Raw genomic sequence first — 14311 nt, forward strand, 5'->3', positions numbered from 1 at the left:
GTTCCCTTCCACCGGGAAAATGCTAAACCGCTCCGCATTGGGGTTTCGTTAACCAAGCCAAAACAGGGTTTTCCATGCGAATCGCGATGATCGGAACGGGCTATGTGGGACTGGTGTCCGGAGCCTGCTTTGCGGATTTCGGTCACGACGTCACCTGCGTCGACAAGGACGAGAAGAAGATTGCGGCCCTGCACCGCGGCGAGATCCCGATCTACGAGCCCGGCCTCGACGAGCTGGTCGCAACTAACGTCAAGGCCAAGCGGCTCGACTTCACCACTGACCTGTCGAAGCCGGTCGCGGATGCCGACGCCGTGTTCATCGCGGTCGGCACGCCGTCGCGCCGCGGCGACGGTCACGCCGATCTGTCCTATGTCTACGCCGCCGCGAAGGAGATTGCGCAGTCGCTTCAAGGCTTCACCGTGGTCGTGACCAAGTCGACCGTGCCTGTCGGCACCGGCGACGAGGTCGAACGCATCATCCGCGAGACCAACCCGAAGGCGGACGTCGTGGTCGCCTCCAACCCCGAATTCCTGCGCGAGGGCGCGGCGATCCGCGACTTCAAGTTCCCCGATCGCGTCGTCGTCGGCACCTCCGACGAGCGTGGCCGCAAGGTGATGGGCGATATCTATCGCCCGCTGTCGCTGAACCAGGCGCCGCTGATGTTCACCGCGCGCCGCACCGCGGAGATGATCAAATACGCCGCGAACGCGTTCCTGGCGACCAAGATCACCTTCATCAACGAGATCGCGGACCTCTCGGAGAAGGTCGGCGCCAACGTGCAGGAGGTCGCGCGCGGCATTGGCCTCGACAACCGCATCGGCACCAAGTTCCTGCATGCCGGCCCCGGCTTCGGCGGCTCCTGCTTCCCGAAGGACACCAAGGCGCTGATCAAGATCGCGCAGGACTATGACGTATCCTTGCGCATCGTCGAGTCCGTGCTGGCGGTCAACGAGAACCGCAAGCGCGCGATGGCGCGGAAAGTAAGCCAGGCGCTCGGCGGCTCCTTGCGCGGCAAGACCATCGCCGTGCTCGGCCTGACCTTCAAGCCCGACACCGACGACATGCGCGATGCGCCGTCGATCCCGCTGGTCACCGGCCTGATCGACATGGGCGCGAAGGTGAAGGCGTTCGATCCCGTCGGCATGGAGCAGGCGAAGGGTGAGCTGCCCAACATCACCTATTGCGAGGACGCCTATTCCTGCGCGCAAGGCGCCGATGCGCTGGTCGTCGTCACCGAATGGGTCCAGTTCCGCGGCCTCGATCTCGACCGGCTGAAGAGCGTGATGGCACAGCCCGTCGTCGTCGACCTCCGCAACATCTACAGCCCCGAGGACATGCGCGCGGCCGGCTTCACCTATGAGAGCGTCGGACGCCCGTCGGCGCAGGGCTGATCGTTACACACGATTGTCATACCCCGCGAAGGCGGGGTATCCAGTACACACAGATCTTTGGAATGGCCGGGATCTAATTGACTGGATCGTCCACCCAGTGCGCAGTTGCGCACAAGGCGCGGACGATGACGGATCGAGACCTTTGCCCCGTAGCTTCGACACGCCCCTCCCGATCGATGCCGTGCTCGACGACTTGTCGCGCACGCTGGATCAGCACAATGCCGCCGTGCTGGTAGCGCCTCCCGGTGCCGGCAAGACCACGCGGGTGCCGCTGGCGTTGCTCGATGCGCCCTGGGCCAAAGGCAAGAAGATCATCGTGCTGGAGCCGCGCCGCATCGCCGCGCGCGCCAGCGCCGACCGCATGGCCAAATCGCTGGGCGAGCGCGCCGGGGAGACCGTCGGCTACCGCGTCCGCTTCGGCTCGAAGATCTCGCGCGCGACCCGCATCGAGGTCGTGACCGAAGGCATCTTCACCCGCCAGATCCTCGACGATCCCGAGCTGTCAGGCGTTGCCGCGATCCTGTTTGACGAATTCCACGAGCGCTCGCTCGATGCCGACATGGGCCTCGCGCTGGCGCGCGATGCTCAAACCGGCCTGCGCGAGGACCTGCGCATCCTCGTGATGTCGGCCACGCTCGACGGTGCGCGCGTGGCAAAACTGCTCGGCGATGCCCCTGTCGTCGAGAGCGAGGGCCGTGCCTTTCCGGTCGAGACGCGTTATCTCGGCCGCAAGGCGGATGCGCCGATCGAACGGCAGATGGCCGATGCCATCGCCTCCGCGCTCCGTGCCGATAGCGGCTCGGTGCTGGCGTTCCTGCCAGGCGCCGCCGAGATCCGCCGCACCCAGAATTTCCTGGCCGAGCGCGTGCAGGATGCCTCCATCGAGATCGTGCCGCTGTTCGGCGCGCTCGACGCCGCCGTGCAGGATCGCGCTATTGCGCCCGCGCCGAAGGGCACGCGAAAGGTGGTGCTGGCGACCTCGATCGCGGAGACCTCGCTGACCATCGAGGGCGTGCGCATCGTGGTCGATTCCGGGCTTGCCCGCGTGCCACGCTATGAGCCCGATATCGGCCTGACGCGGCTTGAGACTGTGCGCGCCGCGCGCGCGGCGGTGGACCAGCGCCGCGGCCGTGCCGGCCGCACCGAGCCCGGCGTCTGCTACCGGCTCTGGGACGAGCCGCAGACGGCCTCGCTCGCGCCCTACACTCAGCCGGAAATTTTAAGCGCCGACCTGTCGTCGCTGGTGCTCGATCTCGCGCAATGGGGCGTCACTGATCCCGCCGCGCTGTCGTTCCTCGATCCGCCGCCGCAGCCGGCCTGGAAGGAGGCAAAAAGCCTGCTCTCCGAGCTCAACGCGCTTGACGCCGACGGCCGTATCACCGCCGAGGGCAAGAGCCTGCGCGCGCTGGCGCTGCCGCCGCGCCTGGCACGCATGATCGTGGATTCGCATCGCGCAGGTGCGGGCGAAGACGCGGCCGAGATCGCGGCGATCATCACCGAGCGCGGGTTAGGCGGCGACAGTGTCGACCTCGAGCACCGGCGCGACCAGTTCCGCCGCGACCGCTCCCCGCGTGCCGCGAGCGCACGCGATCTGGCACGACGCTGGGCCTCGCAGGTGGCAGCGTCGGAGAAGGCGGGGCAGCAGGACGATCTCTCGACCGGCCTGATGCTGGCCTATGCCTTCCCGGACCGTGTCGCGCGCAATCGCGGCAATGGCAGTTTTGTGCTCGCCAACGGCCGCGGCGCGGCCGTGGAACAGACCTCCTCGCTCGCCCGCGCGCCCTATATCGCGATCGGCGAGATGACGGGAACGGCAGCAAGCGGCCGCATTCTGCTCGCGGCGCAGATCTCGCAGGACGAGATCGAGCGTCACTTCGCCGAGCATATCGAGGGCGTCGACGAGATCTCCTTCGACCGCGGCGCGATGGCGCTACGCGCACGGCGCAAGCGTGCGCTGCATGCGATCACGCTGTCCGAGGCCACGCTCGCCGTGTCGCCCTCGGAGGACACCGCGCGCATCTTCGCCGACGGGCTGATCGCTGCGGGCCTCGATCGGCTGCCCTGGTCGAAAGCCGCCAAACAATGGCGCGACCGCGTCATGTTCCTGCGCAAGGCCGAGGGCGACAGCTGGCCGGATCTGTCCGACGACGGCCTGATCGCGCGGCGCGACGATTGGCTGGTGCCGGCGCTCTACGACAAGATCGCGCTCAAGGACATTTCCGCCGGCGATCTCTCCGATGCGCTGATGGCGCTGCTGCCGTGGGAAATGCGCGCGCGGCTCGACCGCGAGGCGCCGACCCATTTCGAGGCGCCGACGGGCAGCGTGCTCGCGATCGACTACGAGGCCGAGCAGGGGCCGACCATCGCGGTGCGTCTGCAGGAATTGTTCGGTCTCAACACCCATCCGTCGATCGCGGCCGGCAAGGTGCCGCTGGTGCTGGAATTGCTGTCGCCGGCACAGCGCCCGGTGCAGGTGACGCGCGACCTTCCCGGCTTTTGGCGCGGCAGCTACGCCGCCGTGCGCTCCGATCTGCGCGGCCGCTATCCGCGCCACCCTTGGCCGGACGATCCCGCGAGCGCGCTGCCGACCCGCCGGGCAAAGCCGCGCGGGACGTGATGTGTCTTCTCCCTCGCCCCGCGCTTGCGGGGAGAGGGCCGGGGTGAGGGGCTGTCTCCGCGAACTGATCTCTATCGATGGACCTGTACCCCCTCACCCGGATCGCGCCGGACGATGCTTCGCATCGCCGGGGCGATCCGACCTCTCCCCGCAGGCGGGGAGAGGTTTAAGTCGCCGCATTAACCGTCCGCTCATCCTTTTCGCCAAAATGGCGAGGTTCTGGCCGCGGCTCCGCTCGCGGGCGAACGGGTTGCGTGGTGAAATCGAGCGTTCCGGCTCGGAAGTGGTGTGATGCGTAACATTATGATCTTCGCGGCCATCATGATCGGCCTCGGCACTTTCATGGCGCAGATGGCCGACAGGGTGAGCTCCGCCTCCGCCACGTCAGCGCCGCGCACGACGGTTGCTGTTGCCGCCGCAGCGCCAGCCGGGAGCCGCAGCCTCGCCATTTCCCGCGACGGTCGCGGACACTTCCAGACCGAAGGCCGGATCGACGGCCAGCGCATCGGCTTCATGATCGACACCGGCGCCTCCGTCGTCGCGCTGAACGAGACCTCGGCCGCCCGCTTTGGCCTCCGTCCCTCGCGCGGCGAATACAACGCCACAGTCTCCACCGCCAACGGCACCATCAAGGCCGCGCGTACCCGCATCGCCATGCTCGATGTCGGCGGCCTCATCGTGCGCGATGTCGACGCAATGGTGCTGCCCGACGAGGCGCTTTCCGAAAACCTGCTCGGCCTCTCCTTCCTGTCCCGCCTCAAGCGCTTTGAATACGCCAACGGGCAGATGGTGCTGGAGCAGTAAGTCGCGACATGCGCTCCGTCGCGAGCTGACGTACCGCCATTCGCACGAATTTTTCGACTGCACGGGCGCAAGGCCCGCGCAAGATCACGTTTCCCCGTTACCAAACTGCCGCAATTATCGGCCATAAGCCTTCATTCCCGCCTTCCGCTGCGGCCCGGCATTCGCTAAGGCTGCATCAATTCCTGCCCTTTTCACGAGACTGTCTCAATGTTTCCCAAGCCGAAACCCGTCTTGCTGCCCAACACCTACGCCTTCGAATCCGAGCCGATGGTGAAGCCCACCGGTTTTCGCGAATACGACGCGCGCTGGTTGTTCCAGAAAGAAATCAACCTGATGGGTGTGCAGGCGCTCGGCATGGGCCTGGGCGCGCTGATCGCCGAGCTCGGCGTCAAACAGGAGATCGTCACCGGTCATGATTTCCGCGGCTATTCGGCCTCGATCAAATATGCGCTGATCTCCGGCCTGATGGCGGCGGGCTGCAAGGTGCATGACATCGGCCTCGCGGTGACGCCGATGGCCTATTTCGCGCAATTCGATCTCGACGTGCCCTGCGTCGCCATGGTCACGGCCTCGCACAACGACAATGGCTGGACCGGCGTGAAGATGGGCGCCAACCGTCCGCTCACCTTCGGTCCCGACGAGATGACGCGGCTGAAGGAGATCGTGCTCAACGCCGAATTCAAGAACAAGGCCGGCGGCGCCTACCAGTTCCACGAGAATTATCCGGCGCGCTACATCGCCGATCTCACCAATCGTCCGAAGCTTAAGCGCAAGCTCAAGGTCGTCGCGGCCTGCGGCAACGGCACCGCCGGCGCGTTCGCGCCGCAGGTGCTGGAGGCGATCGGCTGCGAGGTGATTCCGCTCGACACCGAGCTCGATCACACCTTCCCGAAATACAATCCGAATCCGGAAGACATGGAGATGCTGCACGCGATCCGCGACGCGGTGCTGCATCACAAGGCCGATGTCGGCCTCGGCTTCGACGGCGACGGAGACCGCTGCGGCGTCGTCGACAACACCGGCGAGGAGATCTTCGCCGACAAGGTCGGCGTGATGCTGGCGCGCGACATGTCGGCGATCCACAAGGACGCGCAGTTCATCGTCGACGTGAAGTCGACTGGCCTCTTCATCACCGATCCCGTGCTGCAGAAGCAGGGCGCCAAGACCGCCTATTGGAAGACCGGCCATTCCTACATGAAGCGCCGCACCAACGAGACGGGCGCGCTCGCCGGCTTCGAGAAGTCCGGCCACTTCTTCTTCAATAAGCCCTATGGACGCGGCTATGACGATGGTCTCGTCTCAGCGATCGCGATCTGCGACATGCTCGATCGTGCGCCCGGCAAGACGATGGCCGATCTGAAGGACGCGCTGCCCAAGACCTGGTCGTCGCCGACCATGTCGCCGCATTGCGCCGACGAGGTGAAGTACGGCGTCATCGACAAGGTCGTGAAGCATTTTGAAGGTTTGCAGGCCAAGGGCGCGAAGATCGGCGGCCAGGCGATCCGGGATCTCGTCACCGTCAATGGCGTGCGCGTCACGGTCGAGGACGGCAGCTGGGGCCTGGTGCGCGCCTCCTCCAACAAGCCCGAGCTCGTCGTCGTGGTCGAGAGCCCGGTCTCCGAGCAGCGCATGCACGACATGTTCGAGATGGTGAACAGCGTGCTGCGCACGCATCCCGAAGTCGGCGAGTACAATCAGACGATTTGAGGCGAGGCGGCCGCTCCGACGGCGGTCCACTCCCTCGCCCCGTTCTTACGGGGAGAGGGTTGGGGTGAGGGGCCTCTCTCCGCGCATGAGGCTGCTGCGAGACCTGTACCCCCTCACCCGGATTGCATCTAGCGATGCAATCCGACCTTTCCCCGCAAGCGGGGAGAGGTGAACGAAACGCCGCTTGAATATCAGGCAGCCACCACCGCCGGGATCGGCAGTGCGGTGACCGACTTGATCTTCTCCATCGCGAAGCGCGAGGTGACGTTCTTCAGCGGCACGGCGCTGATCAGCTTCTTGTAGAAGATGTCATAGGCCTGCATGTCCGCGACCACGACGCGCAGCATGTAATCGACGTCGCCGGCCATGCGGTAGAACTCCATCACCTCGGGCATGGCGCTGACGGCCTCGGCGAATTTCTTGAGCCAGGCATCGGAATGGTCGGAGCTTTCCACAGAGACGAACACGGAGATGCCGAGCCCGATCTTGTTCTGGTCGACCAGGGCGACCCGCTTCAGGATCACGCCATCGGCCTCCAGGCGCTGGATACGCTTCCAGCAGGGGGTCGAGGACAGCCCGACGCGGTCGCCGATCTCGGCGACGGACAGGGAGGCATCTTCCTGGAGTACCATCAGGATCTTGCGGTCGATGGCGTCGAGGCGGCGGCTGGTCTCGGGGATCTGGACAGCGGCATCAGTCATTTGAAGAACTTTGTTCCATTTCATGGGCTAATTTCCCTGATATAGAGAAAATCTTTCCACAGCAAGCCCATAATCTTGGCGCTTCAGTGGAATCGCTCTAGGGTTGGCTGCGTAAAAACCCTTCAACTTCAATGCGTTGCGGGGCCGCCAGGCCGCCGCCATGGCGGGTGCATTTCAGCGCTGCGGCAGCCGCGGCGAATCGCAGCGCCTCCCGCACCCCCTTACCCTCGGCGAGGCAAAACGCGAATGCGCCATGGAAGACGTCGCCGGCGCCGAGCGTATCGACCGCCTCGACCGGGAAGGCCGGGGTCTCCTCAAGCGCGCCCGCCTCGTCGAGCCAGATCGTGCCCTGCGGGCCGCGGGTGGCGGCGAGGAAGGCCGGCGTCAGGCTTGCCAAGCGCTTCAACGCCTCGCCGTCATCGGCGATGCCGGCCGTCTCCTGCACCTGCTCGCTGGCGAACAGCAGGTGCGAGGCCGCGGTGAGCAGCTCGTCCTGCAACGACATCGCGCGGTCGACACCGATGATGACGGGAATGCCGCGCCGGCGTGCCTCGATGCAGAGATCAATGCAAAAGGCGCCGCAGCGGCTCTCGATCAGGACGGCCTGGCAATCGGCCAGCAGTTCGTCGGTGTCGGGCAGCTTCATGCCCCAGAGCGCGGAATCGCGAAAGATCGTGAGCGTCCGCTCGCCGGAGGCGGAGACAGGCGTGCTCAGGCCCGGCATGCGCACGATATGCGCAGTGTCGATGCCCTCATGCGCCATCCGCGCCAGAATGAAATCGCTCGACCTTTCCCGCGCATCGCCCATCGGCCCCGCAAACGAAACGCGGCCGCCAAGTCGCGTCATCGCGATGGCGGCGTTGAGCGCATTGCCGCCGCAGATCTCCGCGAGATGCGTGGCATTGGCCTTGCTGCCGCGCGCAGGCACGGCCTCGACCCGGAAGGTGAGGTCGCGCACGGGAATGCCGATGCAGAGGATGCGCGGCGCGAGCACAGATGGCGCCATCGGCGGTCAGCTCTTGTCGTGCACCCAGCGGCCGAGCAGATGATGGGCAATCGCGAACGGATGCGGGCCGGCGAATCCGTCGGGATGCGTGCGTTTCAGCATCAGGGCCGCCTCCTCGCGCGTGAACCAGCGTGCATCCTCGAGCTCGGAATGGTCGACGACGATGTCCTCGCTCACGGCCCGCGCGCTACAGCCGATCATCAGCGACGACGGATAGGGCCAGGGCTGGGTCATGTAATACTGCACGTCGGTGCAGCGAATGCCGGATTCTTCGAATATCTCGCGGCGCACCGCGTCCTCGATGGTCTCGGCGGCCTCGACGAAGCCGGCAAGGCACGAATACATGCCCGGCGGAAACTGCTTCTGGCGGCCCAGCAGGCACTTTTCGCCGGATGCCACGTGCATGATCACGACCGGATCGGTGCGCGGAAAGTGCTCGGCCTTGCAAGCCGGGCACTCGCGCTTCCAGCCGCCTTCCTTCATTCCGCTGCGGGCGCCGCAATTGGCGCAATAGCCGTGGCGCTGATGCCAGCCGACCATCGACTTCGCCATCGCGATCGCCGACAGCTCGTCGGGCGGGATCGTGCCCTGCATCGCCATGCCGCGCAGCTCGGTGACGGTATAGTCCTCGCGCCCGACCAGCTTCTCGGCCGCGGCCTGCGCCAGGCCCATGCCGAACATCGCGGCGCCATCGCGCAGACCGAGGAAAATCGTGCCGGGATTGGCGCCGCATTTCAGCGCCTCGTCGATCGAGAGCAGCGCGCGCACCTTGTCGCCTTCGCGCTTCACCAGCAGCGAATCGCGATAGACGACGTAGGCGCGCGACGATGGCTTCTGCTCCAGCGCGAACAGCTTCTCGTCGTCACGGCGCAGATGCGCGGCGCGGTCGAGGACGTTGGTGACGAAGGCCGGCTGCCCCAGTGGAAATGCGTCGAATGCTGACATTGTTGTTCTTTCAACCCAACCAGATTTTTCGGCGAAGCGCGCTGATGAAATTCTGAACCTCGGTCGCATCGTGTGCGAGAGGCGGCATCACGCCCCACACCGGTCGCGGCCAGGCCGCGTCACTGGTCCGCCGCGCGATGATGTGGACGTGCAGCTGCGGCACGAGGTTGCCGAGCGCTGCGACATTGAGCTTGTCGCATTTGGTGATCTCCTTCAGCGCACGCGAGACGCGGGAGATCTCAGTCATCAGCTGCGCTTGCTGCACCTCGTCGAGATCGATGATCTCGACCGCATCCACCCGCCGCGGCACCAGCAGCAGCCAAGGGTAATGCGCGTCCTTGATGACCAGCACCTTGGACAGCGGCAGATCGCCGATGTCGATGGTATCCTCTTTCAGGCGGGAGTGCAGCGACCAGGCGGGTTCGGGCATATGCGTTTCCGGGTGGCCCGACGGGGAACGGGCATGTTTGCGGAGACCATACGATAGGGAGTTAGCCAGGGGAAGGTTGGGGCTCCGCCGTCTCTGCATACTCGATCGTCGTCCTGGACAAGCGTAGCAAAGCGGAGCGCAGATCCAGGACCCATTACCCCAGGGAGTAGTTTTGCGATGACTCGTGGTGACCAGCTGCGTGTCACAACCCCGCGTTGGGGTAATGGGTCCTGGCTTTCGCCAGGACGACCAAAAAACTACGCCTCCGCCAGCACGCGCGCATTGGCGCGGACGGAGGCTTCGCTGACGCGGATGCCGAGGCCGGGGCCGTCGGGCACCACGACATGGCCGGCGCGGTTGGCGACGCGCTCTTCCAGGACGTCCTCGGTCAGCACGTGATGCGGCATGTAGAACTCGCAGCCGAGCGAGATGCCTGATGTCGCCGCGATCAGCTGCGTGCCGGCGGCAAGCCCAATGCCGCCCTCCCACAGCGTACCGCCATAGCCGGGCAGGCCGGCGATGTCGGCGATCGCCATGATCGCCTGCGCCTCGAACAGGCCGCCGGCCTTCATCAGCTTGATCGAGACGGCGTCCGCCGCTTCGCGCCGCACCACCTCCATCATGTCGCGGCGGTCGAAGCAGCTTTCGTCGGCGAGCACGGGCGTCTCCAGCGCTGCGGTGAGCTGCGCCATCACATCGAGATATTTGCGCGGCACCGGCTGCTCGATGAAGGTCGGCGCGAACTGCTCAACATCGCGCAGGATCTTGATGGCGCCGAACGGCGCCAGCGCCTGGTTGTAGTCGACGCGCAGATCGACCTTGTCGCCGAATTCTTTTCGGATCGCTTCGAGATGATCGAGATCCTCGCGATGCGGTTTTACGCCGGTCTTGACCTTGTAGATGACGTTCCCCTCCGGAACCATCTTTCGCATCCGTTCGAGGTCGGCGGAAAAATCCGGATCGGCGATCGAGAAGGAGAGGGGAATCGTGTCGCGCACGCGGCCACCGAGGAGATCGGCGACCGATAGTCCCGACGACTTGCCGACGATGTCGAGCAGCGCCATCTCGATTCCGACCTTGGCCTCGGCATGCCCGACCAGCGCGCGGTCGAGTTCGGCCATCAGCGCGCGGATGCGGCGCACAGGCTTGCCGAGCACGATCGGCCGCAGATAGATGTCGAGCGCAGAGAAGGCAGCCTCGGGCGTACCGGTAAACACCTCCCACGGCGCCGCTTCGCCCCAGCCAACGATACCATCGCTGGACGTCAGCTCGATCAGCACGCGCTTCACGGTGCCCTTGACGTTGCCGACACCCTGCAGGCGCGCCATCTTGATCGGGCTTTCGATCAGGAACAGCCTGATGCGTGCGACGGTTGCTTCGGTCATGTCAGGCCTCCATTGACGTGCCAGACCTGGCCGGTGACGTAGGACGCCTTCGGTGATGCCAGGAAGGCGATGATTTCGGCGACTTCCTCCGGCCGCCCGCGGCGGCGCATCGGGATCAGTGCTTCGGTTGCGGCGATCTGCTCGGGCGAGAGCCGGCTTTCGCTCGGCTTGTCCTTGATGATGAGGCCGGGTGAAACCGCGTTGACGGTGATGCCGTCCTTGGCCAGCTCCATCGCGGTGAGGCGCACCAGCGCCTCGAGCGCGGAGCGGCTCGCGGCGGTCGCGGCAAAAGGCGCGAATTCGGGCCGGATCGCATGCGCGACAAAGGACGAGACCGCGACGATCCGCGCATCTTGTCCCGCGCGCAGCAGCGGCAGCGCGGCGTCAACGAGCCGCGTGAAGGCCAGCGCGGATTCGTCCATCGCTTGGCGGAACAGATCGGCGGGCGTGCCGATGGCGCTGCCGCGGCGGGCATGGCCGCCGACGAGAACCAGTCCGTCGAGCCGGCCGAAGGCGCGTTGCGCGGCGGCGATGGCGTCGGTGACCGCCGTGTCCTCGGCGAGATCGCCGAGGCATTTTGCGACAACGGCGCCTTTGGCTTCAGCTTCCGCGGCGGTGGTGTCGAGGCCTTCCGCGTTCGAGCGCGTGTGCAGCACCAGCGCGGTGCCAGGCGCCGCGAGCAGCTTTGCGGTGGCGCGACCGATGCCGCTGGCGGCACCGGTGACGAGATAGGCGCGATCGATATTTGGCATCACGGTGCAGGTGTGGCCGGCGGCAATGCGCCGGTGCGGTGGAAATGGCTGAGGAAGGCGCGCGTTGCGGCTTGCTGCGGATTGTCGATCACCTGCCGCGCCGGGCCTTCCTCGACGACGACGCCGTCGCGCATGAAGATCAGGCGGTCGGCGACCTCGCGGGCGAAGGCAATCTCATGGGTCACGATCACCATGGTCATGCCTTCGGACGCCAGCCGCTGCATCACGTTGAGCACCTCGCCGACGAGCTCGGGATCGAGCGCGGAGGTGGCCTCGTCGAACAGCATCACGTCAGGCTCCATCGCGAGTGCCCGTGCGATCGCGACGCGCTGCTTCTGTCCGCCGGAGAGCGTTGCCGGATATTGGTCGGCTTTCTCGGCAAGGCCGACCTTGGCGAGCTGCGCCCGCGCGAGCTTCTCGGCGTCGGCCTTGGCCATGCGCCGTACCGTAACCGGTCCCTCCATCACGTTCTGGAGCGTCGTCATGTGCGGGAACAGATTGAAGTGCTGGAACACCATGCCGGTGGTGGCGCGGAATTTTGCCAGCGCCTTCACGTCGGGGAGTCTGGTGCCTTCACCGAATGCAAAACGCGTATCGCCGACGCGGACGCTGCCGCCGTCGGGCACGACCAGCAGATTGATGCAGCGGAGCAGCGTCGACTTGCCCGAGCCTGACGGCCCGATCAGCGCGACGACACCGCCCTTGGCGACGTCGAGATTGATGTTCTTCAGGACCTCGTTGCTGCCGAAGCTCTTGCGCAAGGCCCGGATCTCGATCTTCGTTGTGTCGCTCATTCGCTGACCGCCAGTCGCTTCTCGCCGCGGCGGACGATGATGGTGAGCGGGATCAGGATCGCCGCATAGGCCACCGCAACCGCGGTGTAGGTTTCCAGCGGCCGGTAGCTGTCATGGGCCGCGACCTGGCTCTGATAGACCAGATCAGGCACCGCCAGCACCGAGACCAGCGAGGTGTTCTTGAACTGGATGATCGACTGGTTCATCAGCGCCGGGATCATGCGCTTGATCGCCTGCGGCAGCACGATGCGACGCATGCTCTGGCTGGGTGTCATGCCGAGCGCGGCGCCTGCTTCCGACTGGCCCTTGTCGATCGAGATGATGCCGCCGCGGATGATCTCCGAGTAGAATGAGCCGCCATAGAGCGAGAGCGCCAGCGCCGAGGCGGTGATCGGCGTCATCTCGACGCCGGCGAGGATCGGCAGCGCGTAATAGAACCAGATCAGCTGCACCAGGATCGGCGTGCAGCGAAACGCCTCGATGAAGGCGAGCGCAGTCAGCCGCAGCGCCCTGAAGCGCGACAGGCTGCCGAACGCGCCGAACAGGCCGAAGACGAGCCCGAGCACCACGATGACCACGGTGAAGCCGACGGTGACGCCGAGCCCGTTGAGAAAGAGCCAGCGATAGCTCCAGAGGATGCCGAAGTCCCACTGATACATGCGTGCTTTCTTGCTTCACCTCTCCCGCTTGCGGGAGAGGTCGCATCGCATCGGAGATGCGATGCGGGTGAGGGCTCTCTCCTCTGGGGGAGTCTTGCCAGCGGAGACACCCTCACCCCAGCCCTCTCCCGCAAGCGGGAGAGGGAGAGGAGCGGTGTGCGCGGCTCGCACTTGCCCCAAACGGATAACTTACAGCGACACGCCCGGCGGAATGTCCGCCTCGGTCACGCCCACCAGCTCCATATTCGTGATGATCGCGTTGCGGATGAAGCCGAGGCCCTTGTTGAAGTCGATCCAGGTGTTGACGAAGTCGCGGAACGTCTTGTCGTTCTCGCGGCGGAAGCCGGCGTTCGACGTCGTCGCGAAGATCGGCGTCGGCAGCACGAACTGGCCGAGCGAGGGATTCTTCTTCAGCACGGTGAGCGACAGCATGGTGATCAGGCACTGCGCGTCGACCCGGCCGGTCTGCAGCGCCGCGGTGGCATCGTCGGCGGTCTTCAGGCGCGAGATCTGCGCCTTCGGCGTCAGGCGGCTGACGACCTGGTCGTGCGAGGAGCCCTGGTCGACGGCGATCTTGATGTCGGGCGAGTTCAGCTCGGCCCAGCTCTTCGGCTTGAAGTCCTTCTTGCAGAGGATGCCGAAGGCGTTGTTGAAGACCGGCACCGAGAAGTCGACCACCAGCGCGCGCTTCGGGGTCGGGTTGAGGCCGAAGAAGATGTCGATCTTGTTGGACTGCAGGTCGAGCACCGAATTGCCCCAGGTGGTCTCGGTGATCTCGAGTTCGGCCTCCATGTCGTCGGCGAGGCCTTTGGCAATGTCGATGTAAAAGCCCTTCCACTGGCCCGTGGCGAGGTCCTTCATATAATAGGGCGCGCCGCCGCCGACGGCGCCGATCCGCATCTTCTTGGTCCGGCGGATGCGGGCGAAGGTCGATTCGTTCGGATCGGCGGTCTGGGCCACGGCTGGCGCGGCCAGCGCGGCCGCGGTCACCGCGCCAAGTCCGACAATCGATGCAACATCACGACGTGTAACCATTGGGATCAATCGCTTTTCTGGTTGGATGGAGTTCCGGCAGCGTTCTTAGCAAGGTGGCCCCCGCAGCGAAAGCACAGCCTATCGG

Annotated in this window: 13 protein-coding genes; 4 read left to right on the forward strand and 9 right to left on the reverse strand. The window is 65.6% G+C overall.

The window, feature by feature from the left end; translation table 11 throughout:
* Positions 1 to 74 precede the first annotated feature (74 nt).
* The 4 genes from N2603_RS03685 (at position 75) to N2603_RS03700 (ending at position 6519) form a co-directional block, all read left to right on the forward strand.
* Positions 75 to 1391: a UDP-glucose dehydrogenase family protein gene (locus tag N2603_RS03685; protein ID WP_260387733.1), complete on the forward strand. Its 1317-nt coding sequence runs from the start codon at positions 75 to 77 to the stop codon at positions 1389 to 1391.
* Positions 1392 to 1533: 142 nt separating this feature from the next.
* Positions 1534 to 4008: an ATP-dependent helicase HrpB gene (gene hrpB, locus N2603_RS03690; RefSeq protein WP_260387734.1), complete on the forward strand. Its 2475-nt coding sequence runs from the start codon at positions 1534 to 1536 to the stop codon at positions 4006 to 4008.
* Between the two features lie 291 nt (positions 4009 to 4299).
* Complete coding sequence (locus N2603_RS03695) at positions 4300 to 4812, forward strand: TIGR02281 family clan AA aspartic protease (RefSeq protein WP_260387735.1); 513 nt, start codon at positions 4300 to 4302, stop codon at positions 4810 to 4812.
* Between the two features lie 207 nt (positions 4813 to 5019).
* The gene (locus N2603_RS03700) at positions 5020 to 6519 is read left to right on the forward strand and encodes a phosphomannomutase/phosphoglucomutase (RefSeq protein WP_260387736.1); all 1500 of its coding nucleotides are present in this window, start codon (positions 5020 to 5022) and stop codon (positions 6517 to 6519) included.
* A gap of 191 nt (positions 6520 to 6710) precedes the next feature.
* Here the strand turns inward: N2603_RS03700 and N2603_RS03705 are convergent, their stop codons facing one another.
* From N2603_RS03705 to N2603_RS03745, 9 genes are all read right to left on the reverse strand, one after another.
* Complete coding sequence (locus N2603_RS03705) at positions 6711 to 7220, reverse strand: Lrp/AsnC family transcriptional regulator (protein ID WP_018643457.1); 510 nt, start codon at positions 7218 to 7220, stop codon at positions 6711 to 6713.
* A 97-nt stretch (positions 7221 to 7317) separates the two neighbouring features.
* A complete protein-coding gene (locus N2603_RS03710; protein WP_260387737.1) occupies positions 7318 to 8226 on the reverse strand; it encodes a sugar kinase in 909 nt (302 codons plus the stop codon).
* Between the two features lie 6 nt (positions 8227 to 8232).
* The gene (nudC, locus tag N2603_RS03715; RefSeq protein ID WP_260387738.1) at positions 8233 to 9171 is read right to left on the reverse strand and encodes an NAD(+) diphosphatase; all 939 of its coding nucleotides are present in this window, start codon (positions 9169 to 9171) and stop codon (positions 8233 to 8235) included.
* Positions 9172 to 9181: 10 nt separating this feature from the next.
* Positions 9182 to 9601, reverse strand: a complete 420-nt coding sequence (locus N2603_RS03720; protein ID WP_026312062.1) for an HIT domain-containing protein — start codon at positions 9599 to 9601, stop codon at positions 9182 to 9184.
* A gap of 257 nt (positions 9602 to 9858) precedes the next feature.
* Complete coding sequence (locus N2603_RS03725; protein ID WP_260387739.1) at positions 9859 to 10986, reverse strand: muconate cycloisomerase family protein; 1128 nt, start codon at positions 10984 to 10986, stop codon at positions 9859 to 9861.
* Complete coding sequence (locus N2603_RS03730; RefSeq protein ID WP_018643452.1) at positions 10983 to 11738, reverse strand: SDR family NAD(P)-dependent oxidoreductase; 756 nt, start codon at positions 11736 to 11738, stop codon at positions 10983 to 10985. The genes N2603_RS03725 and N2603_RS03730 overlap by 4 nt, the downstream gene beginning before the upstream one ends.
* Entirely contained in the window at positions 11738 to 12532 is a 795-nt protein-coding gene (locus N2603_RS03735; protein WP_260387740.1) for an amino acid ABC transporter ATP-binding protein, read from the reverse strand. Before N2603_RS03735 ends, N2603_RS03730 begins: the two co-directional genes overlap by 1 nt.
* Positions 12529 to 13191, reverse strand: coding sequence for an amino acid ABC transporter permease (locus N2603_RS03740; protein WP_018643450.1), 663 nt, complete (start codon positions 13189 to 13191; stop codon positions 12529 to 12531). Before N2603_RS03740 ends, N2603_RS03735 begins: the two co-directional genes overlap by 4 nt.
* 189 nt (positions 13192 to 13380) lie before the next feature.
* Complete coding sequence (locus N2603_RS03745; RefSeq protein ID WP_018643449.1) at positions 13381 to 14226, reverse strand: transporter substrate-binding domain-containing protein; 846 nt, start codon at positions 14224 to 14226, stop codon at positions 13381 to 13383.
* Positions 14227 to 14311: the final 85 nt, after the last annotated feature.

It is taken from the genome of Bradyrhizobium huanghuaihaiense (assembly GCF_025200885.1).
GTDB lineage: Bacteria > Pseudomonadota > Alphaproteobacteria > Rhizobiales > Xanthobacteraceae > Bradyrhizobium > Bradyrhizobium huanghuaihaiense.

Bases quoted from the DNA above. Each gene is read 5' to 3' on its own strand.
- N2603_RS03710 (WP_260387737.1), bottom strand. From the start codon at position 8,226: ATGGCGCCATCTGTGCTCGCGCCGCGCATCCTCTGCATCGGCATTCCC.
- N2603_RS03745 (WP_018643449.1), bottom strand. From the start codon at position 14,226: ATGGTTACACGTCGTGATGTTGCATCGATTGTCGGACTTGGCGCGGTG.
- N2603_RS03730 (WP_018643452.1), bottom strand. From the start codon at position 11,738: ATGCCAAATATCGATCGCGCCTATCTCGTCACCGGTGCCGCCAGCGGC.
- N2603_RS03725 (WP_260387739.1), bottom strand. From the start codon at position 10,986: ATGACCGAAGCAACCGTCGCACGCATCAGGCTGTTCCTGATCGAAAGC.
- N2603_RS03705 (WP_018643457.1), bottom strand. From the start codon at position 7,220: ATGACTGATGCCGCTGTCCAGATCCCCGAGACCAGCCGCCGCCTCGAC.
- N2603_RS03685 (WP_260387733.1), top strand. From the start codon at position 75: ATGCGAATCGCGATGATCGGAACGGGCTATGTGGGACTGGTGTCCGGA.
- N2603_RS03735 (WP_260387740.1), bottom strand. From the start codon at position 12,532: ATGAGCGACACAACGAAGATCGAGATCCGGGCCTTGCGCAAGAGCTTC.
- N2603_RS03695 (WP_260387735.1), top strand. From the start codon at position 4,300: ATGCGTAACATTATGATCTTCGCGGCCATCATGATCGGCCTCGGCACT.
- N2603_RS03740 (WP_018643450.1), bottom strand. From the start codon at position 13,191: ATGTATCAGTGGGACTTCGGCATCCTCTGGAGCTATCGCTGGCTCTTT.
- N2603_RS03720 (WP_026312062.1), bottom strand. From the start codon at position 9,601: ATGCCCGAACCCGCCTGGTCGCTGCACTCCCGCCTGAAAGAGGATACC.
- N2603_RS03700 (WP_260387736.1), top strand. From the start codon at position 5,020: ATGTTTCCCAAGCCGAAACCCGTCTTGCTGCCCAACACCTACGCCTTC.
- nudC (WP_260387738.1), bottom strand. From the start codon at position 9,171: ATGTCAGCATTCGACGCATTTCCACTGGGGCAGCCGGCCTTCGTCACC.